The 25463-nt window shown below is 73.6% G+C and carries 25 protein-coding genes; 15 read left to right on the forward strand and 10 right to left on the reverse strand.

What is annotated here, in order from left to right; all coding sequences use genetic code 11:
• Positions 1 to 25 precede the first annotated feature (25 nt).
• Entirely contained in the window at positions 26 to 808 is a 783-nt protein-coding gene (locus ACF08B_RS25800) for an ABC transporter permease (protein WP_392319609.1), read from the reverse strand.
• On the reverse strand, positions 805 to 1761 hold the full coding sequence (locus ACF08B_RS25805) for an ATP-binding cassette domain-containing protein (RefSeq protein ID WP_392319610.1): 957 nt from the start codon (positions 1759 to 1761) through the stop codon (positions 805 to 807). Before ACF08B_RS25805 ends, ACF08B_RS25800 begins: the two co-directional genes overlap by 4 nt.
• 63 nt (positions 1762 to 1824) lie before the next feature.
• Between ACF08B_RS25805 and ACF08B_RS25810 the strand changes: the two genes are divergently transcribed.
• The gene (locus tag ACF08B_RS25810; RefSeq protein ID WP_093695858.1) at positions 1825 to 2535 is read left to right on the forward strand and encodes a TetR/AcrR family transcriptional regulator; all 711 of its coding nucleotides are present in this window, start codon (positions 1825 to 1827) and stop codon (positions 2533 to 2535) included.
• Positions 2536 to 2828: 293 nt separating this feature from the next.
• Here the strand turns inward: ACF08B_RS25810 and ACF08B_RS25815 are convergent, their stop codons facing one another.
• From ACF08B_RS25815 to hmgA, 3 genes are read right to left on the reverse strand one after another with little or no spacing between them, the layout of a single operon-like run.
• On the reverse strand, positions 2829 to 3983 hold the full coding sequence (locus tag ACF08B_RS25815) for a type ISP restriction/modification enzyme (RefSeq protein ID WP_392319611.1): 1155 nt from the start codon (positions 3981 to 3983) through the stop codon (positions 2829 to 2831).
• 25 nt (positions 3984 to 4008) lie between these two features.
• Complete coding sequence (locus ACF08B_RS25820) at positions 4009 to 4758, reverse strand: GntR family transcriptional regulator (protein ID WP_093478934.1); 750 nt, start codon at positions 4756 to 4758, stop codon at positions 4009 to 4011.
• A gap of 37 nt (positions 4759 to 4795) precedes the next feature.
• A complete protein-coding gene (hmgA, locus tag ACF08B_RS25825) occupies positions 4796 to 6109 on the reverse strand; it encodes a homogentisate 1,2-dioxygenase (RefSeq protein ID WP_392319612.1) in 1314 nt (437 codons plus the stop codon).
• 151 nt (positions 6110 to 6260) lie between these two features.
• Here hmgA and ACF08B_RS25830 point away from each other — a divergent pair, with 151 nt between their 5' ends.
• From ACF08B_RS25830 to ACF08B_RS25875, 10 genes are all read left to right on the forward strand, one after another.
• A complete protein-coding gene (locus tag ACF08B_RS25830; RefSeq protein WP_392319613.1) occupies positions 6261 to 6818 on the forward strand; it encodes a hypothetical protein in 558 nt (185 codons plus the stop codon).
• Between the two features lie 64 nt (positions 6819 to 6882).
• Positions 6883 to 7509 carry a TetR family transcriptional regulator gene (locus ACF08B_RS25835; RefSeq protein ID WP_392319614.1) on the forward strand — a complete coding sequence of 209 codons (627 nt, stop codon included), beginning with the start codon at positions 6883 to 6885 and terminating at the stop codon, positions 7507 to 7509.
• 107 nt (positions 7510 to 7616) lie between these two features.
• Entirely contained in the window at positions 7617 to 9848 is a 2232-nt protein-coding gene (locus tag ACF08B_RS25840; protein WP_392319615.1) for a molybdopterin oxidoreductase family protein, read from the forward strand.
• 124 nt (positions 9849 to 9972) lie between these two features.
• Positions 9973 to 11382 carry a CitMHS family transporter gene (locus tag ACF08B_RS25845; RefSeq protein WP_392319616.1) on the forward strand — a complete coding sequence of 470 codons (1410 nt, stop codon included), beginning with the start codon at positions 9973 to 9975 and terminating at the stop codon, positions 11380 to 11382.
• A 22-nt stretch (positions 11383 to 11404) separates the two neighbouring features.
• Positions 11405 to 12640, forward strand: a complete 1236-nt coding sequence (locus ACF08B_RS25850; RefSeq protein WP_392319617.1) for an MFS transporter — start codon at positions 11405 to 11407, stop codon at positions 12638 to 12640.
• Between the two features lie 102 nt (positions 12641 to 12742).
• Positions 12743 to 13444, forward strand: coding sequence for a hypothetical protein (locus ACF08B_RS25855; protein ID WP_093478944.1), 702 nt, complete (start codon positions 12743 to 12745; stop codon positions 13442 to 13444).
• Positions 13431 to 14126 (forward strand): class F sortase, encoded by a 696-nt coding sequence (locus ACF08B_RS25860; RefSeq protein ID WP_392319618.1) that lies wholly within the window; start codon positions 13431 to 13433, stop codon positions 14124 to 14126. Before ACF08B_RS25855 ends, ACF08B_RS25860 begins: the two co-directional genes overlap by 14 nt.
• Before the next feature lie 230 nt (positions 14127 to 14356).
• Positions 14357 to 15697, forward strand: coding sequence for an ABC transporter ATP-binding protein (locus ACF08B_RS25865; RefSeq protein ID WP_392319619.1), 1341 nt, complete (start codon positions 14357 to 14359; stop codon positions 15695 to 15697).
• Between the two features lie 158 nt (positions 15698 to 15855).
• Positions 15856 to 17244, forward strand: a complete 1389-nt coding sequence (locus ACF08B_RS25870; protein ID WP_392319620.1) for an aldehyde dehydrogenase family protein — start codon at positions 15856 to 15858, stop codon at positions 17242 to 17244.
• A 16-nt stretch (positions 17245 to 17260) separates the two neighbouring features.
• The gene (locus ACF08B_RS25875) at positions 17261 to 18343 is read left to right on the forward strand and encodes a Zn-dependent alcohol dehydrogenase (protein WP_392319621.1); all 1083 of its coding nucleotides are present in this window, start codon (positions 17261 to 17263) and stop codon (positions 18341 to 18343) included.
• Between the two features lie 3 nt (positions 18344 to 18346).
• Here ACF08B_RS25875 and ACF08B_RS25880 read toward each other — a convergent pair whose 3' ends face one another.
• The 3 genes from ACF08B_RS25880 to ACF08B_RS25890 form a co-directional block, all read right to left on the reverse strand.
• Positions 18347 to 19282: a DMT family transporter gene (locus ACF08B_RS25880; RefSeq protein ID WP_392319800.1), complete on the reverse strand. Its 936-nt coding sequence runs from the start codon at positions 19280 to 19282 to the stop codon at positions 18347 to 18349.
• A gap of 243 nt (positions 19283 to 19525) precedes the next feature.
• On the reverse strand, positions 19526 to 20251 hold the full coding sequence (locus ACF08B_RS25885; RefSeq protein ID WP_392319622.1) for an ArsR/SmtB family transcription factor: 726 nt from the start codon (positions 20249 to 20251) through the stop codon (positions 19526 to 19528).
• Positions 20252 to 20306: 55 nt separating this feature from the next.
• Positions 20307 to 20948, reverse strand: a complete 642-nt coding sequence (locus ACF08B_RS25890; protein ID WP_093478955.1) for a TetR/AcrR family transcriptional regulator — start codon at positions 20946 to 20948, stop codon at positions 20307 to 20309.
• 90 nt (positions 20949 to 21038) lie between these two features.
• Here ACF08B_RS25890 and ACF08B_RS25895 point away from each other — a divergent pair, with 90 nt between their 5' ends.
• The 3 genes from ACF08B_RS25895 (at position 21039) to ACF08B_RS25905 (ending at position 23213) form a co-directional block, all read left to right on the forward strand.
• Positions 21039 to 22190 (forward strand): acyl-CoA dehydrogenase family protein, encoded by a 1152-nt coding sequence (locus tag ACF08B_RS25895; RefSeq protein WP_392319801.1) that lies wholly within the window; start codon positions 21039 to 21041, stop codon positions 22188 to 22190.
• A gap of 60 nt (positions 22191 to 22250) precedes the next feature.
• A complete protein-coding gene (locus ACF08B_RS25900; protein ID WP_392319623.1) occupies positions 22251 to 22496 on the forward strand; it encodes a YiaA/YiaB family inner membrane protein in 246 nt (81 codons plus the stop codon).
• Positions 22497 to 22589: 93 nt separating this feature from the next.
• Positions 22590 to 23213: a TetR/AcrR family transcriptional regulator gene (locus ACF08B_RS25905; RefSeq protein WP_392319624.1), complete on the forward strand. Its 624-nt coding sequence runs from the start codon at positions 22590 to 22592 to the stop codon at positions 23211 to 23213.
• A gap of 4 nt (positions 23214 to 23217) precedes the next feature.
• Here the strand turns inward: ACF08B_RS25905 and ACF08B_RS25910 are convergent, their stop codons facing one another.
• Positions 23218 to 23679 (reverse strand): MaoC family dehydratase, encoded by a 462-nt coding sequence (locus ACF08B_RS25910; RefSeq protein WP_073899802.1) that lies wholly within the window; start codon positions 23677 to 23679, stop codon positions 23218 to 23220.
• A gap of 104 nt (positions 23680 to 23783) precedes the next feature.
• Between ACF08B_RS25910 and soxR the strand changes: the two genes are divergently transcribed.
• Positions 23784 to 24242 (forward strand): redox-sensitive transcriptional activator SoxR, encoded by a 459-nt coding sequence (gene soxR, locus ACF08B_RS25915; protein WP_093478959.1) that lies wholly within the window; start codon positions 23784 to 23786, stop codon positions 24240 to 24242.
• Positions 24243 to 24355: 113 nt separating this feature from the next.
• On the opposite strand, the gene ACF08B_RS25920 is transcribed toward soxR, so the two are convergent.
• A complete protein-coding gene (locus tag ACF08B_RS25920; protein WP_392319625.1) occupies positions 24356 to 25423 on the reverse strand; it encodes an RNA ligase (ATP) in 1068 nt (355 codons plus the stop codon).
• Positions 25424 to 25463 lie beyond the last annotated feature (40 nt).

Consider the following 25463-nt stretch of genomic DNA (forward strand, 5'->3'; position numbering starts at 1 on the left):
GACCGGCGCGTTTGTCAGCAGCCCGTCACCGCTCGCCGCGTGCGTACCGGCGTACGGCGAGCGGCAGGAAGACCGCGGTCAGGGCGAGGCTCCACAGCAGCGACCCGGCGACCGGATGCGCCACCGGCCAGGCGGAGTCCGCCGGGACCGCCGCGTTGCCGAAGAGGTCCCGCAGGGCCGTCGTCACCGCGCTGATCGGGTTCCAGTCGGCGAGCGTGCGCAGCCAGCCGGGCAGGTTGCCGGTCGGGATGTACGCGTCGGACAGCAGCGGCAGCACGAAGGAGGCGGCGCCGAGCTGGCCGGCCGCGTCCTCGCTGCGGGTGAGCAGCCCGAGGAAGATCCCGGCGCAGGTGCAGGCGAACCGGAAGAGCAGCAGCAGCCCCACGGCGCCGGCCGCCCCGGCCGCGGACCCCTCGATCCGCCAGCCCACCGCGAGACCGACGAGCAGCAGCGGCACGGTTCCGACGGTGGTCACGACCAGGTCCGCGACGGCCTGCCCGAGCGGTACGGCGGCCCGGCTCACCGGCATCGTGCGGAACCGGTCCATCACGCCCCGGTGGGTGTCCTGGGCGGCCTGGAACATACCGGTCATCAGCCCGCCCGCGGCCGTCGCGACGAGCAGCCCGGGCACCAGGAAGGAGCGGTACTCGCGGCCGGGCGTCGCCAGCGCGCTGCCGAACACGTAGCCGAAGAACAGCAGCATGTTGACCGGCATCAGCTGGGTCAGGATCGCCAGGCCCGGATTGTTGCGGACCCGGCGCAGCTGCCGGCCCGTCATCGCCAGTCCGTCGTACACCGTCGCGGTCATGCGGCGAGCTCCTTGCTGTCGGCGGACTCCCCGGTGAGCCGCAGGAAGACGTCGTCGAGCGTGGGCGGCCGCAGGCTCGCGTCCAGCAACGGCACGCCCGCCGCGTCCAGTTCGCGCACCAGGCGCGGCAGGGTCAGGGTGATGTCGGTGGTGGCCGCGCCCACCGCGTGCCGCTCGCGGTCGAACACGGGCGCGCTGCCGGTGAGCCGGTCGAGGACGCCCGCCGCCCTCGACAGCGCCTCCGCGTCCGCGACCACGGCCTCCGCGTACGAGCCGACGAGCGCCTTGAGGTGGGCGGGCGAACCGGTGTGGGCGATCCGCCCCCGGCCCATCAGGGCGACGGTGTCGGAGAGCCGGTCCGCCTCCTCCAGGTACTGGGTGGTCAGCAGCACGGTCGTGCCGTCCGCCCGCAGTTCGCGCACCGCCTCCTGGATCCGGGTGCGGCCCGCCGGGTCGAGGCCCGTGGTCGGCTCGTCGAGGAAGAGCACCTCGGGCCGGCGGATCAGGCTCGCGGCGAGGTCCAGCCGGCGCCGCATCCCGCCCGAGTAGACCGACGCCCTGCGGTCCGCCGCCTCGGTGAGACCGAAGCGCTCCAGCAGTTCGTCGGCCCGGGCGGCGGGCCCGCGCACCCGGTGCAGCCGGGCGAACAGCCGCAGGTTCTCCCGGCCCGTGAGGTCCCCGTCGACGGACGCGTACTGCCCGGTGACCGCGATCCGGCGGCGCACGGCCGGTGCCTCCCGGACGAGGTCGTGCCCCGCGATCCGCGCCGAGCCCGCGTCCGGCCGCAGCAGCGTGGTCAGCAGCCGTACCGCCGTCGTCTTGCCCGCCCCGTTCGGTCCGAGCAGACCGCAGACCGTGCCCTCGGCGACGGCCAGATCCAGCCCGCGCAAGGCGTGCACAGCACCGAAGCGCTTCTCCAGACCCTGACTGAGTACAGCGTACGTAGTAGTCATGCGGAGACCATAGCGCACTACGTACGGTGTACGTAACTAGGATGGTGGCCGAGGTGATGTCCGATGGCAGTCCGAGGGGCCGTTCCCGAGGTGATCTGGGCGCGCCCCGAGCGCACCGGCCGGGGCCCGAAACCGGCGTACACGCGCGACGACATCGCGGCGGCGGCCGTCCGGATCGCCGACGCGCAGGGGCTCGACGCGGTGTCCATGCGGCATGTCGCGGCCGAACTGGGCTGCGGCACCATGTCGCTGTACAACTACGTCCCCCGCAAGGAGGACCTGCACGAACTGATGGTGGACGCGGTCAGCGCCGAGCACGTCCTGTGGGAGCCGAGCGGCGACTGGCGGGCCGACATGCTCCGGGTGGCGGGCCGGACACGGGAGCTGATGCACCGCCATCCGTGGATGCCGCGGCTGATGTCCCCGGTGTACGGCTTCAGCCCGCACGCCCTGCGCTACCTGGAGCACTGCCTGGCCTGCCTCGACCCGCTGGAGGCGGCCTACGGCACCAAGCTGGAGCTGATCGCGATGCTGAACGGCATCGTCACGACCTACGTCCGCAACGAACTCGACACCGCCGAGCGGGTGCGGGCGCTGCCCTGGTCGGAGGACGAGGAGAACGCGGTGCGGATCGCCTACCTCGGCGGCCGGATCGCCTCCGGCGCGTACCCGAGGATGGCGGCGGCGTTCCTGGAGGACGCGGGCCCGATCGACCTGGAGGCGGTCTTCCAGCGGGCCCTGGAACGGGTCCTGGACGCCTTCACGCCGCGCTAGGCCGGCGCGACGACGGTCGGGGTGTGACCGACCGGGAACGTGCTCGGCGGCACCTCGACGTCATCGCGGAGGCGCTGCGCGGAGGCCGGGCGGTGGACGCCCCCCTCGGGTGGTGACCCGGCACCACGGGAGCGCCGACCGGTTCGCCCGGGCCGGGGACGCCGACGTCCTGGACAGTGGCTGCGCGCGGCGTTCCTGGAGGACGCGGGCCCGAACGACCCGGAGGCACCCATCGTCGCGCCCCTCGCCCACATCGGGACGTCGCGCGCCCGGAGGCCGCCCTGCGCCGCCGGCTAGAGCAGGGCGAACTGGCCGTCCGGGCCCTCCTCGTGGTGGTCCAGGACGGAGGCGGGGCGGCGGGACGGCTCCGGCGGAGGCAGGACGCCCGCTTCCCGCAGGTCGGCCGCCGTGACCGCCGACGGCACGTCGAAGCCGGCCCGCCGGGCCCGGAGTTCCGCCAGCAGGGCGAGAACCGTGATCAGCTCCAGCAGCTCCGAGGTCCAGGTCTGCGGCCAGGTCGCCGGGCGGATCGCGGCCAGCGTGCCCGGTTCGGCCGGGGCGGTGCGGGCGGTGAACCAGGCCTGAAGGACCCGCACTCCGGCCACCTCGTGGTCCCAGGCCGCCGGCGGGACCGGTGCGATGCGGCCCTCGTCGAGATGCAGGGTCTCCTCGTCGCGGTCGTAGTGCAGGGTCAGCGGGCGGCTCGGCAGCGGGGCGCGGACGTAGGGGCGGCGCCCGCCGGGCAGCTTGGGGCGCTCGCCGTCCCGGCGCAGCAGCCACAGCAGGCGGCGGCCCAGGTCCACACCGGACGCCCACAGCCCCGGGTCGCCGGTGAGCGGGACGGTGCGGTCCGGCCGGGCCGTCGCCAGCACCCAGGCGAGCACGTCCGGCGCCGTGGGGCGCTCGCCGAGCCGGGCGGACAGGTGGTCCAGCAGGCCCGGGGCCAGGTTCGGTTCCGTGCCGCCGGGGCGGCGCCACAGCGGGCGGATCCGGCCGGCGCGCAGCGTGGGCAGGAGCGAGGTCGCCAGCAGGGGGGCGTCCTCGTCGCCCGTCTCCACCACGAAGACCTGGTGCGGGTCGGTCACGCGCCACAGCTCCGGGCGGGCCGTGTCCAGCAGCCGGTGGTCCGGGATCAGCCACTGTTCGTCGAAGGGCGCCGCCAGCACCCGTACCGGATCCGCGCACGGCCCCTCGGCGCGCGCCAGGCGCCGGGTGCCGGTGGACTGGCCGGGCAGCTGGCCCACGGCGGAGTGCGGCGTACGGGCGCGGGTCGGCTGGAACAGGGCCTCGCGGTCGGGCCCCTCCGCCTTCAGCAGGGCGTCCCAGCGGGCCTTCAGGGAGGCCGGGTCGGGTGCCGTCGGCCAGGCGCGGCCCGGCCGCAGCGGTGCGACGGACCACGGCATGAGGTCCGCCAGCGGCGGAGCGTCGTCGTGCGTCACGCGAGGCATCGTACGGCCTGGGCGGGCCCCGGGATCAGGTCGCCTCCAGCGTGACGGTGAACGAGAAGCGGTCGCCCCGGTAGTGGATCACCGCCACGTCCAGCACCCGGCCGGCCGCGTCGTACGTGACGCCCGTGTAGTGCAGGATCGGGCTGAGCAGGGGCACTTGCAGCAGGCGCGCGGTGTCCGGGTCGGCGAGCCGGGCCTCCACGGTGTCCGTGATACGGCTGATGTCCGCCTTCACGACGTCGCGCAGCACCTTGGTCATCGGCCAGCGGGCCAGGTCGTCCGGGTCGACGCGCGCCGCCAGTTCGGGACGCACGTGGTTGACGGCGTGGTTGGTCGGCTCGCCGGTCTTCTCGTCGCTGCGCAGCCGGTGGTAGGTCGCCACCTCGTCGAGGTCCGGGAAGTACTCGGCGAACGCGGCGGGCACCGGTGTGCGGCCGTGGTCCAGCAGTTCGGTCGTCATGCCGGACTGCTGGGCCACGATCGCGTCCACCGAGCCCAGGAGCCGGACCGGGGCCCCGCGCCGGACCCCGGGCTCGATGAAGGTGCCGCGCCGCCGGTGCCGGCTGATCAGCCCCTCGTCCTCCAGTTCCTTCAGCGCCTGCCGCATGGTCAGCACGCTGACGCCGTAGTGCTCCGCCAGCCGCTCCTCGGTGGGCAGGCGCAGCGGGTCCTCGGGCGCGCGGCCGAGTATCGAGGCGCGCAGGGACTGCGACACCTGATACCAGAGCGGCAGCTTGCGGTTCAGGACGATCGAGTCCGGAGCGAAGGAGGTCACGCGGCTATCCGTACTTGTTGAAGAACGTCCAGTCCAGTCAGCGGGCGCGGAAGTGACGTTCCAGACCCTGCCAGACGTCGTCGTAGCGCTGCTGGAGGTGCGTGGCGCCGGCGGCGTGCGAGGTGAGGGTCACCGGCCAGCGGGTCTCGAACATGAACGCCAGTCCGTCGTCGACCTTCTGCGGCCGCAGCTCGGCCGCGCTCGCCCGGTCGAACGTCTCCCGGTCCGGGCCGTGCGCGGACATCATGTTGTGCAGCGAGCCGCCGCCCGGCACGAAGCCCTCGGCCTTGGCGTCGTAGGCGCCCTCGATCAGGCCCATGTACTCGCTCATCACGTTCCGGTGGAAGTACGGCGGCCGGAAGGTGTCCTCGCCGACCAGCCAGCGCGGGGCGAAGACCACGAAGTCGACCCCGGCCAGGCCGGGGGTGTCCGACGGGGAGGTCAGGACCGTGAAGATGGACGGGTCCGGGTGGTCGTAGGAGATGGTGCCGATCACATTGAAACGGCGCATGTCGTAGACGTACGGCACATGGTTGCCGTGCCAGGCGACCACGTCGAGGGGGGAGTGGTCGTAGGTGGCCGTCCAGAGGTTGCCGCAGAACTTGTTCACCACCTCGACGGGGCCCTCGACGTCCTCGTACGCGGCGACCGGCGCCCGGAAGTCCCGGGCGTTGGCGAGCCCGTTGGCGCCGATCGGCCCGAGGTCGGGCAGCTGGAACGGCGCCCCGTAGTTCTCGCACACGTACCCGCGGGCGGACTCGTCGAGCAGCTCCACCCGGAAGCGCACCCCGCGCGGGATCAGCGCCACGTCGCCCGGTTCCGCGTGCAGCCGGCCGAACTCGGTGTGCAGCAGCAGCCCGCCCAGCTCCGGCACGATCAGCAGTTCGCCGTCCGCGTCCGAGAAGACCCGCTCCATCGAGGCGTCGGCGCGGTACAGGTGCACCGCCATCCCGGTGCGCTGCGCGGCGTCGCCGTTGCCGCCGAGCGTCCACAGCCCGGCGAGGAAGTCCGTCCCGGCGGGCGGCTCGGGCAGCGGGTTCCAGCGCAGCCGGTTGGGGTCGGGCACCGTCTCGGTGAAAGGGGCCGTGCGGATCGCCCCGTTGCCGGTGCGGGTGAACGCGGGATGCGCGGCCGACGGGCGGATGCGGTACAGCCAGGAACGGCGGTTGTGCGCCCGGGGCTCGGTGAAGGCCGTACCGCTCAGCTGCTCCGCGTACAGGCCGAGCGGCGCGCGCTGCGGCGAGTTGCGGCCCTCGGGCAGGGCGCCCGGCACCGCCTCCGAGGTGTGCTCGTTGCCGAACCCGGTCAGATACGACAGCCCCTCGGCGGTCTTCCGCGCGTCCCCGCTCATGCTCGCTCCCTTGCGCTCCTGATTCCTATGCATCACCGTAGGAATGCGCGGTGATCCGCGCAAGAGGGTCCCGCGTACTCCTCGCGGGGGACGGGGAGAACCAGACTTCAGGGGGATCCGGTCGACGGACCCTTGCCCTAATGTCCGGAGCATGACGAGAACGTCGTGGACGCGCAGCTCGCTCGCCGCGCTCGCGGCCTGCGTCCTGCTGGCGTGCGCAGCGGCGGGCTGCGGCACCGGCGGGCCGGACGGGGGTACGGCGGCGCCCTCACCGGTGGGCAAGGTGCTGGACGGCACCGACGGCGGGGGCCGTCATCTGCGCGAGGTCGCCGAGGAGGACGCCCCCGAGGTCGGCGTCGAGGTGGCCCCGGAGTCCGGCGGCGGCTGGGAGGTCCGGCTGACCTTCCGCCGTTTCCACTGCTCCGCGCCCGGCGCCGGGCCGGAGGCGGCCCCGGGGCGCGGGCTCGCCCACCTCTTCGTCGACGGCCGGCGGGTCGCCCGGCTGCGCGCGCACGAGTACCACCTGCCCGGCCGGCTGGTCCCGCACGGCACGCACCACGTGACCGCGCGCCTGTACGCCGACGACGGCACCGTGTGGGCCGTGCACGGCAAGCCGGTGCAGAGCACCGCCGACATCACCGTGTCCGGCACGGAGGCGGACGCGCCCGGGCCGTCGGCAGGGACCGGCACACCGACCCCCGCCACATGAGTGCACGGGCCACCTTTCCGCGTACTGGAGGGCGAGGTTCACCGGATCCCGGCGGAGAGGCATCATGAAACCCGTGCCCCACGCGACATCCCTCCGCCGCGCGCCGGTCCAGCGACGCAGCGCCGAACGGCTGACCCGCATCCTCGACGCCTGCGCCGAACTCCTCGACGAGGTCGGCTACGACGCCCTGAGCACCCGCACGGTCGCCCTGCGCGCCGGCGTGCCCATCGGCTCGGTCTACCGGTTCTTCGGCAACAAGCGGCAGATGGCCGACGCCCTCGCCCAGCGCAACCTGGAGCGCTACACCGAGCGGGTGGTGGAGCGGTTGAAGGAGGCCCGCGCGGGGGACTGGCGGGCCGCCATGGACGCCGTCCTGGACGAGTACCTGGCCATGAAGCGCACCGCGCCCGGCTTCTCCCTGGTCGACTTCGGCAACCAGATCCCGGTCGGTTCCCGCCAGGCCGAGCCCAACACCCGCGTCGCCGACCGCCTCATCGGACTGCTCTCGGCCTTCCTCGACCGCAGTCCCGACGCATCGCTGCACCGCGTCTTCCTGGTCGCCGTCGAGAGCGCGGACAGCCTCGTGCAACTGGCCTTCCGCCTCGACCCGCAGGGCGACGAGGCGATCATCGCCGAGACCCGGGAGCTGCTGCGGGCCTACCTGGCGCGCGTCCTCGACCGGACGGCGTAGCCGTACGGCCCCGCAACGGAAACCGTCGGGGGCTCCCCTCCATGCCTACCGGTCGGTATGCTCGCGGCAGCTTGTGCGCCGCCGCCGCCGACCCTCCGGGAGGACCCGTGTCCCGCACCGCCCTGCGTATCTGCCCTCTGTGCGAGGCCACCTGCGGGCTGACCCTGACCCTCGACGGCCCCCGCGTCACCGGTGCCCGCGGCGACCGCGAGGACGTCTTCAGCAAGGGCTTCATCTGCCCCAAGGGCGCCTCCTTCGGCGCCGTCGACGGCGACCCCGACCGGCTGCGCACCCCGCTCGTCCGGGAGAACGGCACCCTGCGCGAGGCCACCTGGGAGGAGGCCTTCGACGCGGTCGCCGCCGGCCTGCGCCCGGTGGCGGAACGGCACGGCCCGAACGCCGTCGGCGTGGTCCTCGGCAACCCCAACGTGCACACCGTGGCCGGCGCCCTCTACCCGCCGGTCCTGCTCGCCGCCCTCGGCACCCGCAGCCTGTTCACCGCCTCCACGGTCGACCAGATGCCCAAGCACGTCTCCAGCGGACTGCTCTTCGGTGACGCCAACGCCATCCCGGTGCCGGACCTCGACCGCACCGACCACCTGCTCCTCATCGGCGCCAACCCCCTGGAGTCCAACGGCAGTCTGTGCACCGCGCCCGACTTCCCGGGCAGGCTCAAGGCGCTCAGGGCCCGCGGCGGCCGGCTCACCGTCGTCGACCCGCGCCGCACCCGCACCGCGAAGCTCGCCGACCGGCACCTCGCGATACGCCCCGGCACCGACGCCCTGCTGCTCGCCGCGATGGCCACCGTGCTGTTCGAGGAGGGCCTGACCGACCTCGGGGACCTCGCCCCGCACGTCGAGGGCGTCGAGGAGGTCCGGCGGGCCCTGGCCGACTTCACCCCGGAGTCGGTGGCCGCGGCCTGCGACCTCGACGCCGACGTCGTCCGCACCCTCGCCCGCGAACTCGCCGCCGCCCCCACCGCCGCCGTCTACGCCCGCATCGGCAGCTGCACCGTCCCGCACGGCACCCTGGCGAGCTGGCTGGTCGACGTCCTCAACATCCTCACCGGCAACCTCGACCGGCCCGGTGGCGCCCTCTTCCCGCAGGCCGCCACCGACAAGGCACCCCGACCGGCCGGCCCCGGCCGCGGGTTCGCCCTCGGGCGCTGGCACTCCCGGGTGAGCGGACACCCCGAGGCGAAGGGCGAGTTGCCGCTCTCCGCGCTCGCCGAGGAGATCGACACCGCCACCGACGAGGGCGTACCGGTCCGCGCGCTGATCGTGGTCGCCGCCAACCCCGTCCTCTCCGCGCCCGACGGCGACCGCCTCGACAACGCCCTTGCGTCCCTGGACTTCATGGTCAGCGTCGACCCCTACCTCAACGAGACCTCGCGCCACGCCGACGTCGTCCTGCCCCCGCCCCCGCCGTCCCAGAGCCCGCACCACGACTTCGCCTTCAACACCCTCGCCGTGCGCAACCAGGTTCGCTACACCCGCCCCGCGGTCCCCCTGGAGGCCGGCCGCATGGCCGAGAGCGAGATCCTCGCCCGGCTCGTCCTCGCCGCCACCGGCAGGCACGGCACCGATCCGGCGGCCGTGGACGCGATGGTCGTCGAGCAGACCCTCGGCAGGGCCGTACAGGACGAGCACTCCTCCGTGCACGGCCGCGACCCGCGCGAACTCGCCGGCCGGCTCACCGGGGACAACGGCCCCGAGCGCCGCCTCGACATGATGCTGCGCCTCGGCCCGTACGGTGACGGCTTCGGCGCCCGCCCCGACGGACTGAGCCTGGACCGGCTGCTCGCCCACCCGCACGGCATCGACCTGGGCCCGCTGAGCCCGCGCCTGCCGCAGCCGCTGCGGACCCGCAGCGGCAGGATCGAACTGCTGCCGGGGCCCATCGCCGACGACCTGCCCCGGCTCAGGGCGGCCCTGCGCGAACGCCCCGCCGGACTCGTCCTGATCGGCCGCCGCCATCTGCGGTCCAACAACAGCTGGATGCACAACGTGCCCGCACTCACCGGCGGCACGAACCGGTGCACCCTGCACATCCACCCCGAGGACGCTGACCGCCTCGGCGTCCGGGACGGGGCGGACGTACGGATCAAGGGTGCCGGGGGAGAGGTGGTCGCGTCCGCGGAGGTCACCGACGGGGTCCGGCCGGGTGTGGTGAGCCTGCCGCACGGCTGGGGCCACGACCGGCCCGGCACCCGGCTCGGCCACGCCTCCACCGCCCCCGGCGTCAACGTCAACCAGCTCCTGGACGGCAGCCTGCTCGACCCGCTGTCGGGCAACGCGGTCCTCAACGGCATCCCGGTCAGCCTGACCGCAAGCCTGTGACCAGGACTTTCGCGCTTATTGCTCGCGCGCCGACCTCTTGCTGACGCCGGACGACGGGACCTAACGTCAACGCACCGCCGACACCCAGGTGCGATGTTCAAGGGCGAACGTTAGGTATCCATTCATGCTGACCATCCTCGGCTTCGCCATGATCGCGACCTTCCTGGTCCTGATCATGCTGAAGAAGATGTCGCCGATCTCGGCGCTCGTGCTGATCCCCGCGCTGTTCTGCGTGTTCGTCGGCAAGGGCGCCGAGCTCGGCGACTACGTCATCGACGGCGTCACCGGCCTCGCGCCCACCGCGGCGATGCTCATGTTCGCGATCGTCTACTTCGGTGTGATGATCGACGTCGGTCTCTTCGACCCGATCGTGCGGGGCATCCTCAGGTTCTGCAAGGCCGACCCGATGCGCATCGTCGTCGGCACCGCGGTCCTCGCCGCCATCGTCTCCCTGGACGGCGACGGCTCGACCACCTTCATGATCACCGTCTCGGCGATGTACCCGCTCTACAAGCGCCTGAAGATGTCCCTGGTCGTGATGACCGGCGTCGCCGCCATGGCCAACGGCGTGATGAACACGCTGCCGTGGGGCGGCCCGACCGCTCGCGCCGCCACCGCCCTCAAGGTCGACGCCGGCGACATCTTCGTGCCGATGATCCCCGCACTGGCCATGGGCCTGGTGTTCGTCCTCGCCCTCGCGTACGTCCTCGGCCGCCGCGAGCGGAGGCGGCTCGGCGTGCTCACGCTGGACGAGGCGCTGGTGGAGGAGACCGAGACGGTGCTCGTGGGTGCCGGTGCCGGTGTGGGTGCCGGGGCGGGGGCCAAGTCCTCGGGAGGTGCCGGCTCCGGCACCGACGCCCCGCGTGCGGAGCCGGCGCCCGGGGGCGACGGTTTCCAGGGTCTCGACCCGCACCGCGCCACCCTGCGCCCCCGGCTGTACTGGTTCAACGCCCTGCTCACCGTCGGGCTGCTGACCGCCATGATCATGGAGTTGCTGCCGATCCCGGTGCTGTTCCTGCTCGGCGCCGCGCTCGCCCTGGCCGTCAACTTCCCGCACATGCCGGACCAGAAGGCCCGGATCGCCGCCCACGCCGAGAACGTCCTCAACGTCTCCGGCATGGTCTTCGCCGCGGCCGTCTTCACCGGCGTCCTGCAGGGCACCGGCATGGTCGACCACATGGCCGACTGGCTGGTCGGCAACATCCCCGACGGCATGGGCCCGCACATGGCCCTGGTCACCGGCGTGCTGAGCATCCCGCTCACGTACTTCATGTCCAACGACGGTTTCTACTTCGGCATCCTGCCGGTGCTCGCCGAGGCGGGCCAGGCGCACGGCGTCTCCTCGCTGGAGATCGCCCGCGCCTCGATCGTCGGCCAGCCCCTGCACATGTCCAGCCCGCTCGTCCCCGCCGTCTACGTTCTGGTCGGCATGGCCAAGGTCGAGTTCGGCGACCACACGCGGTTCGTGGTCAAGTGGGCCGCCCTGACCTCACTGGTGGTGCTCGGGGCCGGACTTCTCTTCGGCATCATCTGAATCCCCCAGGGAGGGAACGTCCATGGCGCCCGGTCAGAGCCGTGGCTGGCTGCTCCGCCTCGTCCTCGCCTTCGGCTTCGCGCAGGGGGCGGTGTCGATGGCCCGGCCCGCGGTCTCCTACCGGGCGCTCGCGCTGGGCGCCGACGAGCGGGCCGTCGGCGTCATCGCCGGTGTCTACGCGCTGCTCCCGCTCTTCGCGGCTGTACCGCTCGGCCGGCGCACCGACCACGGCCGCTGCGCGCCGCTGCTCCCGGCAGGCGTGGTCCTCATCGCCGGGGGCTGTGCGCTGAGCGGGCTCGCCGGCACGCTGTGGGCGATGGCCCTGTGGAGCGGGGTGATGGGCCTCGGCCACCTCTGCTTCGTGATCGGCGCCCAGTCCCTGGTCGCCCGCCGGTCCGCGCCGCACGAACAGGACCGCAACTTCGGTCACTTCACCATCGGCGCCTCCCTCGGCCAGCTCGTCGGCCCCGTCGCCGCGGGCGCCCTCATCGGCGCCCCCGACATGGCGGGCAGCAGCGCGCTCGCCCTCGTCGTGGCCGGGGCGGGCGCCGCGGTGGCGTTCACCTCGCTGTGGCGCATCGAGGACCGTACGGCACTCGGGTCCCCTTCCCCGCGGGGCGGAAGGGTGCCGGTGGGTGGCATCCTGCGGGCCCGGGGGGTCCCGGTGGGGATGCTCGTCAGCCTCTCCGTGCTGTCCGCCACCGACATCCTCACCGCCTACCTGCCGGTGGTCGGCGAGCACCGCGGCATCACGCCCTCGGTGGTCGGCGTCCTGCTCAGCCTGCGGGCCGGCGCCACCATCGCCTGCCGGCTCGTCCTCACCCCGCTGCTGAGGCTGCTCGGCCGGCCGGCGCTGCTCACCGTGACCTGCCTGCTGGCGGCCGTCCTCTGCGCCGGGATCGCCGTGCCGGTGCCGGTGTGGGCGCTCGGTCCGACGCTCACCGTGCTCGGCTTCTGCCTCGGCGTCGGGCAGCCGCTGTCCATGACGACGGTCGTCCAGGCCGCGCCCGACGGAGCCCGCTCCACCGCGCTCGCGCTGCGCCTGACGGGCAACCGGCTCGGCCAGGTGGCCGCCCCGGCCGCCGCCGGTCTGGTCGCGGGGGTGGCGGGCGTGGCCGCGCCGTTCGTGATGCTCGGGGCACTCCTGCTGCTGTCGTCCGGGGTGGCGCTGCGGTCGCCGGGGCGGCCCGAGGGAGCCGGCCGGCCCGCGCCGGAGCGGCCGAAGCGGCCGGGATTGCGCCGCACGAGCGATATCTGACGGCGCGCCGGGCGTCGTTGCCGCGTGGCGCGCACCCCATGAAGGAGAGTCCAGGCGAAAGAGCGATTTGTATGAAAATCGTCTGAACTCGGAGGATTGCGCATGCCCACCCTGACACTCCCACGTGCCGTCGGCTCCCGCGCGGGCGCCTCCGTCGTCCTCACCGCCCTCGCCGCGGCGGGCGCGTCATGGGTTGCGGCGCCGAACGCGATGGCCGCGGGTGAGAACGGCGACATCAGGATCCACCGCGCCGACGTGTGGCCCGCCTCGGGCGGCAAGGACGATCCGCTGGTCTGCCGCTTCTACCTCGACGCGGTCAACTTCGACGTCCTCACCAGCGTCTCGTACACCATCACGCCGCAGCCTCCGCTGCCGAGCGCGGCCACCGTCTCCGGCAACATCCAGCTCGCCGGCGGCGCCGGGCACACCGACCCGCTGGGGCTGGCGGACGGCCAGTACAAGATCAGCTGGACGGTGCCGCTTGCTCCGGGCATTCCTCCGACCACCCCTCCCACCACGAAGGAGAAGGTCTTCCGGGTCAACTGCCGTGAGGCGCAGCACGACGGCGCGCAGGGGCCGGGCGGTCAGATCGAGGACCACCAGCAGCAGCAGGACAACGGCGCCTGGGGCGGCCACAACGACCAGCAGCCCCCCAAGGGCGGTGTGCACGCGGGCGGCGGCGGTCTCATCGACACGGCGGCCGCGTACTCGCCGGTGGCCGGCGCCGCGGCCGTGGGTCTGATCGCGGTCTGCGGTGTCGTGTACTTCCGGCTGATCCGCCGTCGGCCCCATGGTGCCGCGTAGGCACCGACGCAGGCCCTGGTACCGGACCCGCGCCTACCGCCTCGCCAGGACGGCCCTGCTCGTGGTCGTCCTGGTGACGACGGTGAACCGGTGCGGGGGCGGCGCGGCCACCGGGCCCGCGCAGGCGGGCGGCGCGGACGAGGGGGGCGGGCCGCACTCCGCGCGTACGGACGGACGCGGACCGGGCCGGCCGGACGCGGCCCCGGAGCCCCCGCCGCGCCCGCTGTCGCGGTCCCGGCCGACGTCGTTCCGTGTCCCCTCGCTGGGGATCGACGCCCCGGTCATCCCCCTCCGGCTGGGCCAGGACCGGCAGTTGGAGACACCGCCCGTCGACCGGCCCAAGCTGGTCGGCTGGTACCAGGGCGGCGCCACACCCGGCGAGTCGGGCACCGCGATCGCCGTCGGGCACCGTGACACGACGACCGGACCCGCGGTGTTCGCCGGGCTCGCCCAGATCAGACCCGGCAAGCACGTCGAGGTCGCCCGCGCGGACGGCCGCAGAGCCGTCTACTCGGTGGACCGGGTGAAGGTCTTCGACAAGACCGGCTTCCCCGACAAGGAGGTCTACGGCCGCACCGGGCGCCCGGAGCTGAGGATCATCACCTGCGGCGGCCTCTTCAGCCGGCGGACGGGGTACACCAGCAACGTCGTCGTCTTCGCCCACCTGACCGCGACCAAGTGACCCGGGGGGGCGGCCCGTTCCCGCGCCCCCCGGCTCCCGCCCGGACCCCGGCCTCCGTTTCCGCCGCCGCCCGGGCCGGAGCCTCCCGGGACGCGGGATGTCCGTCCGGCGTCTTCCCCGGCCGGGCACATTCCGTTAACTTCCGTGACCCACGGGCCCCGTGCGACTCGCACCGGACCTTCGGACCCACGGAGCAGCGGCGCTCCGGACAGCTCCCGGGGGCGGCAGCCATGACACGCGCCATCTCTCTGCACGACGTGAACAAGACCTACGCGCGCGGCCCGCGCGTGGTGGACCGGCTCTCGCTGGACATCGCACCCGGCGAGTTCCTGGTCCTGCTCGGGCCCTCCGGCTGCGGGAAGTCCACCGTGCTCCGCATGATCGCCGGGCTGGAGGAGATCGACGAGGGCCGGCTGCTGCTCGACGGCGAGTACGCCAACGACTGGCAGCCCTCCGAGCGGGACATGGCCATGGTGTTCCAGAGCTTCGCCCTCTACCCGAGCATGACCAGCCGCGACAACATCGGCTTCCCGCTGCGCATCGAGTCCCCCGGCGCGGACCCCGGCCCACGGGTCACCGCCACGGCGCGCATGCTCGGCATCGAGGACCTGCTCGACCGCTTCCCCAGCCAGCTCTCCGGCGGCGAGCGGCAGCGCGTCGCCATGGGGCGGGCGATCGCCCGGCACCCCACCGCCTTCCTGATGGACGAGCCGCTGTCCAACCTCGACGCCAAGCTCCGCAACCACCTCCGCGCCGAGATCGCCCAGCTCACCCGCGAACTGGGCGTCACCACGGTCTACGTCACCCACGACCAGGCCGAGGCCATGTCCCTCGGCGACCGGGTGGCCGTGCTGCGCGGCGGCCTGCTCCAGCAGGTCGGCAGCCCGCGCGAGGTCTACGCCCTGCCCCGCAACGTCTTCGTCGCCGCCTTCATCGGGACCCCGCGCATCAACCTGCTGCGCGGGCTGGTCCGCGCACCGCTGGACGGCGCCATGACCGTCAGCCTGGGCAAGCAGGCCCTGCGCCTGCCCGAACCCCTGTCCCTGGACCACCAGTTGCTGAGGGTGCAGCAGGGCCGCGAAGTCATCGTCGGGCTGCGCTCGGAGGCGGTGCGGATCGCCGCGCACGGCACCGCCCGGCCCGGCGAGGTGCCGCTCACCGGACTGGTCGAGCACGTGGAGTTCCAGGGGCACGAGGTCCTCGTGCACTTCGACACCGGCTCGCGGCCCGCCGTCGTACCCGAACTGGAGGCCCCGCGTCCCGCCCCGCGGCCCGCGCGGCGGCGCCGGCGGGACGGCCCGACGGTGCTGGAGCGGCTGCGGGAGCGGGCCGGCAGCCTGCGCGCCGGTCCCGTGGTGGTGCTGGAACACCCCGAGGACGCCGTACCGGAGCCCGCGCCGCCGCAGGGACGTCTCCCCGGCGACCTGGTCGTGCGCACCACCCCGGACATCCGGCTCCAGCACGGCATGCAGGTGCCTCTCCTCGTCGACCTCGCCCACCTCTTCGTCTTCGACCAGCACGGCGACCGGATCTGCCCGTCCCCCGACCGGCTGCCCGACCTGGACGAGTGACCGCCCGCGGGGGAGGCGATGATGTCCCGGGACGCCGACGCCCCGGCCCGCCCGCCACCCCGGGGGCGTCCGGCGGCCGAAGGGATGTCTGGCGCGCGAAAACTAACAGCGCTAGTTTGTGTGCCGGACGACGCAGCCCCGCCGGGAGGAAACGCAGCATGAAGGCACACGACGGCCTGTACATCGACGGCGCCTGGCGCCCGGCCGAGAGCACGGACGAGATCGAGGTCGTGAACCCGGCCGACGAGCGGGTCATCGCAAGGGTCCCGGCCGGCGGCGCGGCGGACGTCGACTCCGCCGTACGCGCCGCGCGCGCCGCCCTTCCCGCCTGGGCCGCCACACCGCCGGCCGAGCGGGCCGCACGTCTCACCGCCCTCCGGGACGCCCTCGCGGCCCGCAAGGACGAGATCGCCGAGACGGTCACCGCGGAACTGGGCTCCCCCCTCGCGTTCTCCCAGGCGGTGCACGCGGCCGTACCCCTCGCGGTCGCCGGTTCCTACGCCGAGCTGGCCGCCACCCACTCCTTCGAGGAGAAGGTCGGCAACTCCACCGTCCTGCACGAGCCGATCGGGGTGGTGGGCGCGATCACCCCCTGGAACTACCCCCTCCACCAGATCGTCGCCAAGGTCGCCCCGGCGCTCGCCGCCGGCTGCACGGTCGTCCTCAAGCCCGCCGAGGACACCCCGCTCACCGCCCAGCTGTTCGCCGAGGCGGTGCACGAAGCGGGCGTACCGGCAGGCGTGTTCAACCTGGTCACCGGCCTCGGCCCGGTCGCCGGCCAGGCCCTCGCCGAGCACCCGGGCGTGGACCTGGTCTCCTTCACCGGCTCCACGGCGGTCGGCCGGCGGATCGGCGCGGTGGCCGGCGGCGCCGTCAAGAAGGTCGCCCTGGAGCTGGGCGGCAAGTCCGCCAACGTGATCCTGCCGAGCGCCGACCTCGCCAAGGCGGTCAACGTCGGCGTCGCCAACGTGATGTCCAACTCCGGCCAGACGTGCAGCGCCTGGACCCGCATGCTGGTCCACCGCGACCGGTACGAGGAGGCCGTCGAGCTGGCCGCGGCCGCCGCCGCGAAGTACGGCGACCGCATCGGTCCGGTGGTGAGCGCCGGGCAGCGGGCCCGGGTGCGCGGTTACATCGAGAAGGGTGTCGCCGAGGGCGCCCGCCTCGTCGCGGGCGGCCCCGACTCCCCGCGCGAGAAGGGCTACTTCGTCGCCCCGACGGTCCTCGCCGACGTCACCCCGGAGATGACCGTCGCCCAGGAGGAGATCTTCGGCCCGGTCCTCACCGTCCTGCGCTACGAGGACGAGGAGGACGCCCTGCGCATCGCCAACGGCACGGTGTACGGCCTCGCGGGCGCCGTGTGGGCCGCGGACGAGGCCGAGGCCGTCGCCTTCGCCCGGCGCATGGACACCGGCCAGGTCGACATCAACGGCGGCCGGTTCAACCCCCTCGCGCCCTTCGGCGGCTACAAGCAGTCGGGCGTGGGCCGGGAACTCGGCGCGCACGGCCTCACCGAGTACCTCCAGACCAAGTCCCTCCAGTTCTAAGAGGAGTCCGTCCGTCATGGCCGTACGTGCCGCCGTCCTGCCCGCCATCGGCGCCCCCCTGGAGATCACCGGGATCGAGCTGCCGGACCCCGGCCCCGGGCAGGTCCGGGTCCGCCTCGCCGCCGCCGGCGTCTGCCACTCCGACCTGTCCCTGACCAACGGCACCATGCGGGTGCCGGTCCCGGCCGTCCTCGGCCACGAGGGCGCCGGCACGGTCGTCGCCGTGGGGGAGGGCGTCCCCCACCTCGTACCCGGCGACCCGGTCGTCCTCAACTGGGCGCCCTCCTGCGGCACCTGCCACGCCTGCGCGCTGGGTGAGGTGTGGCTGTGCGCCAACGCGATGAACGGCGCCGCCGCCGTCCACGCCCGCACCACCGACGGCACCGAACTGCACCCCGGGCTGAACGTGGCCGCGTTCGCCGAGGAGACCGTGGTCTCCGCGTCCTGCGTGCTGCCCCTCCCGGAGGGCGTGCCGCTCACCGACGCGGCCCTCCTCGGCTGCGCCGTCCTCACCGGCTACGGAGCCGTCCACAACGCGGCGCGGGTCCGGCCCGGCGAGACGGTCGCCGTGTTCGGCGTCGGCGGGGTCGGCCTCGCCACCCTCCAGGCGGCCCGGATCGCCGGCGCCTCCCGCATCGTCGCCGTCGACGTCTCGCCCGAGAAGGAGGAGCTGGCCCGCGCGGCCGGCGCCACCGACTACGTCCTCGCCTCCGAGAACACCCCGCGCGAGATCCGCTCCCTCACCGGCAAGCAGGGCGTCGACGTCGCCGTGGAGTGCGTGGGCCGCGCCGTCAGCATCCGCGCGGCCTGGGAGTCCACCCGCCGCGGCGGCCGTACGACGGTCGTCGGCATCGGCGGCAAGGACCAGCAGGTCACCTTCAACGCCCTGGAGCTCTTCCACTGGGGCCGCACCCTGTCCGGCTGCGTGTACGGCAACACCGACCCGGCCCGCGACCTGCCCGTGCTCGCCGCCCATGTGCGCGAGGGGCGCCTGGACCTCTCCGCGCTGGTCACCGAACGCATCGGCCTGGAGGGCATCCCGGCCGCCTTCGAGAACATGCTCGCGGGCAAGGGCGGCCGGGCGCTGGTCGTCTTCTGACGCTCAGGGCACCTTCTCGGGTCGCGGCTCCCCGGCCGCGACCCGGGCCGACGGGCCACCGCGCGTCCGGGACCGCGACACCGCCACGCCCGCCAGACACAGCACGCCGCCCGCCAGAGTGAGGACCCCCGGTACCTCGCCGAGCGCCAGCCACGACATCAGCACCACCAGCGCGGGCACCGCGTACGTCGTCGCGCCCATCCGGCTGGCGGTGGTGCGGGCGAGGGCGTAGGCCCAGGTGGTGAACGCGAGAGCGGTGGGGAAGACACCCAGGTAGACCATGTTCAGGGTCGCCGGCAGGGGGGCGCGGGCGGCCTCGTGCACCAGCTGCCCGGCGAAGGGCAGGCAGGCCACCGCGCCCACCAGGCACCCGAACGTCGTCACCTGCAACGCGCTCGCGCTGCCCAGGGCGGGCTTCTGCGCGACGACACCCGAGGCGTAGGCCACGGCCGCGAGCAGGCACAGCGCCACACCGAGCAGCGAGGACCCGCCGCCGCCCGACATCGACAGCCCCACGGTCACCGCGCCCGCGAAGGACACCGCCATGCCCGCGAGCAGTCTCGGCGGCATCGGGTCCCCGAGCAGCCGGGAGCCCAGCAGGGCGATCAGCAGCGGGCCGATGTTCACGACCAGGGCCGCCGTCCCCGCGTCCACCTGCTGCTCGCCCCAGTTCAGGACGACCATGTAGAACCCGAACCACAGCAGCCCGGAGAGCAGGATCCCGCGCCAGGCGGCCCTGGGCGGCAGTCCTCCCCCGCGCACGGCCCAGATGACCCCCAGGGCGAGGGCGCCGGACGCCAGCCGGCCGAGGGCCAGGGCGCCGGGGGAGTAGGCGCCGCCCGCGCTCCGGATCGACACGAAGGCGGAGGCCCACAGGACGACGGTGACGGCTGCGGCGCCGGTGGCGAGCATGTGCGGACGGTTCCGGTCGAGCTTCATCATGCTCCCGAGGCTAGGCGGGGGTCCGAGCGGCGGGCTGGCGGAAATCGGACAGCTGCCCACCGAGCCACCCGAGAACAGGACACAAAGACCAGTGGGGGCGCGGGGAACTGCGCGACCGCCCACGGCGGTCCTGCACCGGACGTACGACACCACCCCAGGGGCGCGGGGAACTGCGCGACCGGCCACGACGCCCCCGCACCCGACACACCACCGCACCCCCTCACCCCGCCCAGACCCGCGTCAGCGCAACGCACTGGACGGAATCCCCAACAGTTCCCCCAGCGCCCGCTCTCCCGACGGAGTCACCTTCACCGCCCGCTCCGAGCCGATCCGGACGCACCACCCGGCGGCCAGCGCGTGTCCGCACAGCGCCGCCCCCGCCACTCCGGCGAGATGAGGCCGCCGCTCGGTCCAGTCGAGGCACGCCCGGGCCACGGGGCGCCGGCCCGAGCGGTCGAGGGAGATGCCCGCCGCGTCGAACCACTCCGTCCCCGCGTCCGTCAGCGCGAACCCCGTGTCCTGCCGCAGCAGCCCCCGCCGGGTCAGCGCGTCCGTGACCGCGATGCCCAGCCGCCCGGCGAGATGGTCGTAACAGGTGCGGCCCCGGGCCATGGCGGAGCCGGCGCTCGACTCGCGCAGCGTCCGGGGCGGGCGGCGGACGTTCCCGGCCGGCACCTGCGCGACCAGGTCCTCGAGGAGCTGCGCCACGCGCGCGTCGGCCAGCCGTACGTACCGGTGCCGGCCCTGCCGTTCCTCGGTGAGCAGGCCGCCGGCCACCAGCTTGCCCAGGTGCTCGCTCAGCGTGGAGGCGGCGACGCCGGCCTGCCGGGCCAGCTCCCCGGCGGTCCAGGCCCGCCCGTCGAGCAGCGCGAGCAGACAGGCGGCCCGGGTCTCGTCCGCGACCAGCGCGGCGAAGGCGGCGAGGGCCGCCGCCCGGGAGTCCCTGGCGGAGTCCTTGGTGGTCATGGACCCAGGATGCGACACCGTCGCTTCGGCGCACACCGAAGTGTCGGAAGGCGGCTCACGCGCTCTCCCGTGCCTGCTCGTACTGCTGCGCCAGCCCGTCGAGCAGGGCGCTCAGCCCCGTCTCGAAGGCGCGCTCGTCGATCTTCTCCTGCTGCTCGGAGAGCAGATGGGCCTGGCCGAGGTGCGGGTAGTCGGCGGGGTCGTACGCGCTCGCGTCGTCGACGAAGCCCCCGGCGAACGAACCGAGCGCGGAGCCCATGATGAAGTACCGCATCAGCGCGCCGATGGAGGTCGCCTGCGCCGGCGGCCAGCCCGCGTCGACCATCGCGCCGTACACCGCGTCGGCGAGCCGCAGGGCCGCGGGGCGGCGGCCCGGGCCCCGGGCGAGGACCGGGACGATGTTCGGGTGGTCGCGCAGGGCGGCCCGGTAGGAGACCGCCCAGTCGTGCAGCGCGGTCCGCCACTCCCGGCCGTCCTCGAACATCGACAGGTCCACCAGACCGCTGACCGAGTCGGCGACCGCCTCCAGGATCTCGTCCTTGGTGCGGAAGTGGTTGTAGAGCGAGGGTCCGCTGACCCCCAGCTCGGCGGCGAGCCGACGGGTGGAGACGGCCGCCAGGCCCTCCCGGTCCACGAGTTCCCGTGCCGTCTGGACGATCCGGTCGGTGCTGAGGAGGGGCTTGCGCGGTCGGGCCATGGCGCACATAGTAGGGCTGCGACTGGAAACTAGCAGTGCTAATTTAAATGTACGGCTTTCAAGATCCATCTGGTGTGGGGTGATCTCGTGGTGAACCTGGGGCTCGACGAGGAGCAGGCGGCCGTACGGCGGCTCGCCCGGGACTTCGTGCAACGGGAGATCGCCCCCCACGTGGTCGCCTGGGACCGCGCCGAAGAGGTCGACCGGGGCATCGTGAAGAAGCTCGGCGAGGTCGGCTTCCTCGGTCTCACCGTCGCCGAGGAGTACGGCGGCTCCGGCGGCGACCACCTGTCGTACTGCCTGGTCACCGAGGAGCTGGGGCGCGGGGACTCGTCGGTCCGCGGAATCGTCTCCGTCTCCCTCGGCCTCGTCGCCAAGACGATCGCCGCCTGGGGGAGCGGGGAGCAGAAGCGGCGCTGGCTGCCCGGGCTGACCGCCGGCGAGTACGTGGGCTGCTTCGGCCTCACCGAGCCGGGCACGGGCTCCGACGCGGGCAACCTCACCACCCGGGCCGTCCGCGACGGCGACGAGTACGTCGTCAACGGCTCGAAGATGTTCATCACGAACGGGACCTGGGCGGACGTCGTCCTGCTCTTCGCCCGTTCCACCGACGCCCCCGGGCACAAGGGCGTGTCCGCCTTCCTGGTGCCCACCGACACCCCCGGGCTCACCCGCCGCACCGTGCACGGCAAGCTCGGCCTGCGCGGCCAGGCCACCGCCGAACTGGTCCTGGAGGACGTCCGGGTGCCCGCCTCCGCGATGCTGGGCGCGGAGGGCAAGGGCTTCTCCGTGGCGATGTCCGCGCTCGCCAAGGGGCGCATGTCGGTGGCCGCGGGCTGCGTCGGCATCGCCCAGGCCGCGCTGGACGCGGCCGTCGGGTACGCCGGTGAGCGCGAGCAGTTCGGCAGGCCGATCGCCCACCACCAGCTGGTGCAGGAGCTGATCAGCGACATCGCGGTCGACGTCGACGCGGCCCGGCTGCTGACCTGGCGGGTCGCCGACCTGATCGACCGCGGCGAGCCCTTCGCGGTCGAGTCCTCCAAGGCCAAGCTGTTCGCCTCCGAGGCCGCCGTCCGCGCCGCCAACAACGCCCTCCAGGTCTTCGGCGGCTACGGCTACATCGACGAGTACCCGGTCGGCAAACTCCTGCGCGACGCCCGTGTGATGACCCTGTACGAGGGCACCAGCCAGATCCAGAAGCTGCTCATCGGCCGTGCGCTGACCGGGGTTTCGGCCTTCTGAGTACCTGCCTGAGTACTCCGGCGGATGCGGCGCGGGCCACGTCCGGCGATCGTGGACGGCATGAGCGAGACAGCGGACAAGTCCCAGAACACGGCGGCCTTCTACGGCCAGGCCGTCGCATCCTTCGCCGTCGCCATGGCCGCGACGGCCATCGGCATCTTCAAACTCCAGGCCGACGCCTGGGTCCGGGCCTTCCTCGGCATCGCCGTCCTGTACCTGGTCACGTCCGCCTTCACGCTGGCGAAGGTGATCCGGGACCGGCAGGACGGCGCACGTCGGGCGTACCACCCCTTCGAGAAACTCTGAGCCGCCGGCGGCGCCGGCGGGCGCTCGGACTAAGCGCTCGCTCACCATCGGCGGTATGGTGGTGCTCCTGTGACCGAGAGGGGCCAACGAGCGATGAGTACGGCGGAGGACACGACCGGCGGCGAAGTGGAGCCGTGGGAAGAGGTCACCCCTGACGCGGCCCGGCGTCTCCTCGTCGCCGCCGTGGAGGCCTTCGCCGAGCGCGGCTACCACGCGACGACGACCCGGGACATCGCGGGCCGCGCCGGCATGAGCCCGGCCGCGCTCTACATCCACTACAAGACCAAGGAAGAGCTGCTCCACCGGATCAGCCGCATCGGCCACGACAGGGCCCTGGACATCCTGCGCACCGCGGCGGGGCGCGAGGGCAGTGCCCGGGAGCGGCTGGCCGACGCCGTCAGCTCCTTCGTCCGCTGGCACGCGGGACGGCGCACCACCGCCCGGGTCGTGCAGTACGAACTCGACGCCCTCGGTCCCGAGGCCCGCGCCGAGATCGTCGCGCTGCGCCGCCAGGTGGACGCCGAGGTCCGCGGGATCATCGAGGACGGCGTGGCCGCGGGCGAGTTCGACGTGCCGGACGTCCAGGGCACCACGCTCGCGGTGCTCTCCCTGTGCATCGACGTGGCCCGCTGGTTCACCGTGAACGGCCCGCGCACCCCGGAGCAGGTCGGCGCGCTCTACGCCGACCTCGTGCTCCGGATGGTGGGGGCCGAGTAGGTCCTCAGAAGTAGTACCGGGACACCGACTCCGCGACGCAGACCGGCTTGTCGCCGCCCTCGCGCTCGACCGTGAAGGCGACGCTCACCTGCACACCGCCGGCGACCTCTTCGACGCCGGTGATCGTGGCGGTCGAGCGCAGCCGGGAGCCGACCGGGACGGGGGCGGGGAAGCGGACCTTGTTCGTGCCGTAGTTGACGCCCATCCGCACGCCTTCGACGCTGATCAGCTGCGGGCCGAACAGCGGCAGCAGGGAGAGCGTCAGGTAGCCGTGCGCGATCGTGGTCCCGAACGGACCCGCCGCGGCCTTCTCCGGGTCCACGTGGATCCACTGGTGGTCCCCGGTGGCCTCGGCGAACAGGTCGATCCGCTTCTGGTCGACCTCCACCCAGTCGGTGTACCCCAGCTGCTCGCCCACGGCCGCCTTCAGCTCGTCGGGGGAGGTGAAGGTCCTCGGTTCTGCCATGTTCCCGGCCTCTCGCTCGCGTCTCTAAGCAACTGCTTAGCATGGTCGGGTGAGGGGTCGATGTCAACGGATCCCGGGACGGCCGGGTGGGTAATCTCTGAGGAGTGCCCCAGATTCCCGAGAAGATCCACGAGCTGACCGTCGGCCAGCTGTCCGCGCGCAGCGGCGCCGCCGTCTCCGCCCTGCACTTCTACGAGTCCAAGGGCCTGATCGCCAGCCGCCGCACCACCGGCAACCAGCGCCGGTACGGCCGTGACACCCTGCGCCGGGTCGCCTTCGTCCGGGCGGCCCAGCGGGTCGGCATCCCGCTGGCCACGATCCGGGACGCCCTGGCCGAGCTTCCCGAGGAGCGGACGCCGACCCGCGAGGACTGGGCGCGGCTGTCGGAGAAGTGGCGCTCCGAACTGGACGAGCGGATCAGGCAGCTGAACCGGCTGCGCGACCACCTCACCGACTGCATCGGCTGCGGCTGCCTGTCCCTGGAGAACTGTGTCCTTTCCAACCCGGACGACGTGTTCGGCGAACGCCTGACGGGCTCGAGGCTGCTGGCGGAGAACCGCTAGGCGCCGCGCCGAGCTGCGCGGCTTCGGCGGGGTGGGTGCGGTTCGTCGCCGGGTGCGGGGCTGTCGTGGCCGGTCGCGCAGTTCCCCGCGCCCCTTCGGGGCGCTTGTGGGGGTCACTCGTACTCGGTGCCGCCCTTGCGGGTCAGGTAGGCGGGGCTCACCGCCTTGGCGATGGTGCGGCCGCCCGTCACCGGGCTGTGGCGCTCCACGGCGGGGCGGATCACCACGCCCTCCCGCAGGTGCAGTTCCCGGCCCGACACGGTCTCCCGGCCGCTCGCGAACTCGAGCACCCGCGCGACGTCGTACGGCCCCGCGTACAGCCGGGGCACCACCGGGACCTCCCCGGCCAGCAGCTCCGCCGCGTCCAGCCAGCGCACCGTGCCGTCCACCTCCGCCGCGACGTCGAACGCCGCGTACCCGAGCGTGTCCCGCCGCCCGTCCGCCCCGTACGACAGGTCCTGCACCCCCGCGCCGAACACCTCCCCGAAGATGCCGACCCGGCGGGCGCCGAGCCGCTCGGCCAGCCGGGCCGCCGCCTCGGCGACCCCGTGCCCGTGCACCGCCCGCCAGTACAGGTTCCGCGGATCCTCACGCAGCGCGAGGGACTTGGCCCCGAAGCCCTTGGAGGACACGTACGCGCGTCCCTCGTCGGCGAGCCAGGTCAGCAGGCACGCCGAACCGTGCAGCTTCTCCGTCAGGACGACCGGCTCGCCCGGTGTGAAGATGTCCGGATACCGCTGGATGTTCTCGATGTCGACCCACGGCAGCAGACCCGGCGCCGACTCGACCTCCCCGCTCATCGTCGGCGGGACCGGCGGCACCCACTTGACGATGCCCAGCCGTTCCGCGAAGTCCGTCCCCTCGGCCGCCGCCCGCACCAGGTCGACCTCCGCCAGCGCGTTCGGCCGGCACACGATGCCCTGCGACAGCTCACCGCGCAGCCGCACCGCCCTGACCCGGTTGGCCTCACCGCCCGCCAGCCGCCCGGTCAGCCCCAGTTCCCCGATCAGCGCGGCCGGGAGCACGGCCTGCTCGGGGATGTAGACGGCGGCCTCGCCGGTGCGGTAGGCGCCCTTGGCGACGACGGCCCGGTACAGGCCCACCTGGGCCAGTTCGAGCGCGTCCGCGTTCGGATGCTCGTGGACGGTCAGCACTTCGGCGGTGACGCGCAGCGTCGACATCGTGAACTCCTCGGGTGGGCGGGCACGTCGGTGCCCGTCA

The sequence above is a fragment of the Streptomyces sp. NPDC015139 genome, from assembly GCF_043079785.1.
Classification (GTDB): domain Bacteria; phylum Actinomycetota; class Actinomycetes; order Streptomycetales; family Streptomycetaceae; genus Streptomyces; species Streptomyces albidocamelliae.

Coding starts and splice junctions, on each gene's coding strand:
- ACF08B_RS25810 (WP_093695858.1), top strand. CDS start 1,825: ATGGCAGTCCGAGGGGCCGTTCCCGAGGTGATCTGGGCGCGCCCCGAG.
- ACF08B_RS25835 (WP_392319614.1), top strand. CDS start 6,883: ATGAAACCCGTGCCCCACGCGACATCCCTCCGCCGCGCGCCGGTCCAG.
- ACF08B_RS25900 (WP_392319623.1), top strand. CDS start 22,251: ATGAGCGAGACAGCGGACAAGTCCCAGAACACGGCGGCCTTCTACGGC.
- ACF08B_RS25800 (WP_392319609.1), bottom strand. CDS start 808: ATGACCGCGACGGTGTACGACGGACTGGCGATGACGGGCCGGCAGCTG.
- ACF08B_RS25905 (WP_392319624.1), top strand. CDS start 22,590: ATGAGTACGGCGGAGGACACGACCGGCGGCGAAGTGGAGCCGTGGGAA.
- ACF08B_RS25850 (WP_392319617.1), top strand. CDS start 11,405: ATGGCGCCCGGTCAGAGCCGTGGCTGGCTGCTCCGCCTCGTCCTCGCC.
- ACF08B_RS25860 (WP_392319618.1), top strand. CDS start 13,431: ATGGTGCCGCGTAGGCACCGACGCAGGCCCTGGTACCGGACCCGCGCC.
- ACF08B_RS25910 (WP_073899802.1), bottom strand. CDS start 23,679: ATGGCAGAACCGAGGACCTTCACCTCCCCCGACGAGCTGAAGGCGGCC.
- ACF08B_RS25865 (WP_392319619.1), top strand. CDS start 14,357: ATGACACGCGCCATCTCTCTGCACGACGTGAACAAGACCTACGCGCGC.
- hmgA (WP_392319612.1), bottom strand. CDS start 6,109: ATGAGCGGGGACGCGCGGAAGACCGCCGAGGGGCTGTCGTATCTGACC.
- ACF08B_RS25815 (WP_392319611.1), bottom strand. CDS start 3,983: ATGCCTCGCGTGACGCACGACGACGCTCCGCCGCTGGCGGACCTCATG.
- ACF08B_RS25845 (WP_392319616.1), top strand. CDS start 9,973: ATGCTGACCATCCTCGGCTTCGCCATGATCGCGACCTTCCTGGTCCTG.
- ACF08B_RS25880 (WP_392319800.1), bottom strand. CDS start 19,282: ATGAAGCTCGACCGGAACCGTCCGCACATGCTCGCCACCGGCGCCGCA.
- ACF08B_RS25890 (WP_093478955.1), bottom strand. CDS start 20,948: ATGGCCCGACCGCGCAAGCCCCTCCTCAGCACCGACCGGATCGTCCAG.
- ACF08B_RS25830 (WP_392319613.1), top strand. CDS start 6,261: ATGACGAGAACGTCGTGGACGCGCAGCTCGCTCGCCGCGCTCGCGGCC.
- ACF08B_RS25805 (WP_392319610.1), bottom strand. CDS start 1,761: ATGACTACTACGTACGCTGTACTCAGTCAGGGTCTGGAGAAGCGCTTC.
- ACF08B_RS25875 (WP_392319621.1), top strand. CDS start 17,261: ATGGCCGTACGTGCCGCCGTCCTGCCCGCCATCGGCGCCCCCCTGGAG.
- ACF08B_RS25920 (WP_392319625.1), bottom strand. CDS start 25,423: ATGTCGACGCTGCGCGTCACCGCCGAAGTGCTGACCGTCCACGAGCAT.
- ACF08B_RS25870 (WP_392319620.1), top strand. CDS start 15,856: ATGAAGGCACACGACGGCCTGTACATCGACGGCGCCTGGCGCCCGGCC.
- ACF08B_RS25855 (WP_093478944.1), top strand. CDS start 12,743: ATGCCCACCCTGACACTCCCACGTGCCGTCGGCTCCCGCGCGGGCGCC.
- ACF08B_RS25885 (WP_392319622.1), bottom strand. CDS start 20,251: ATGACCACCAAGGACTCCGCCAGGGACTCCCGGGCGGCGGCCCTCGCC.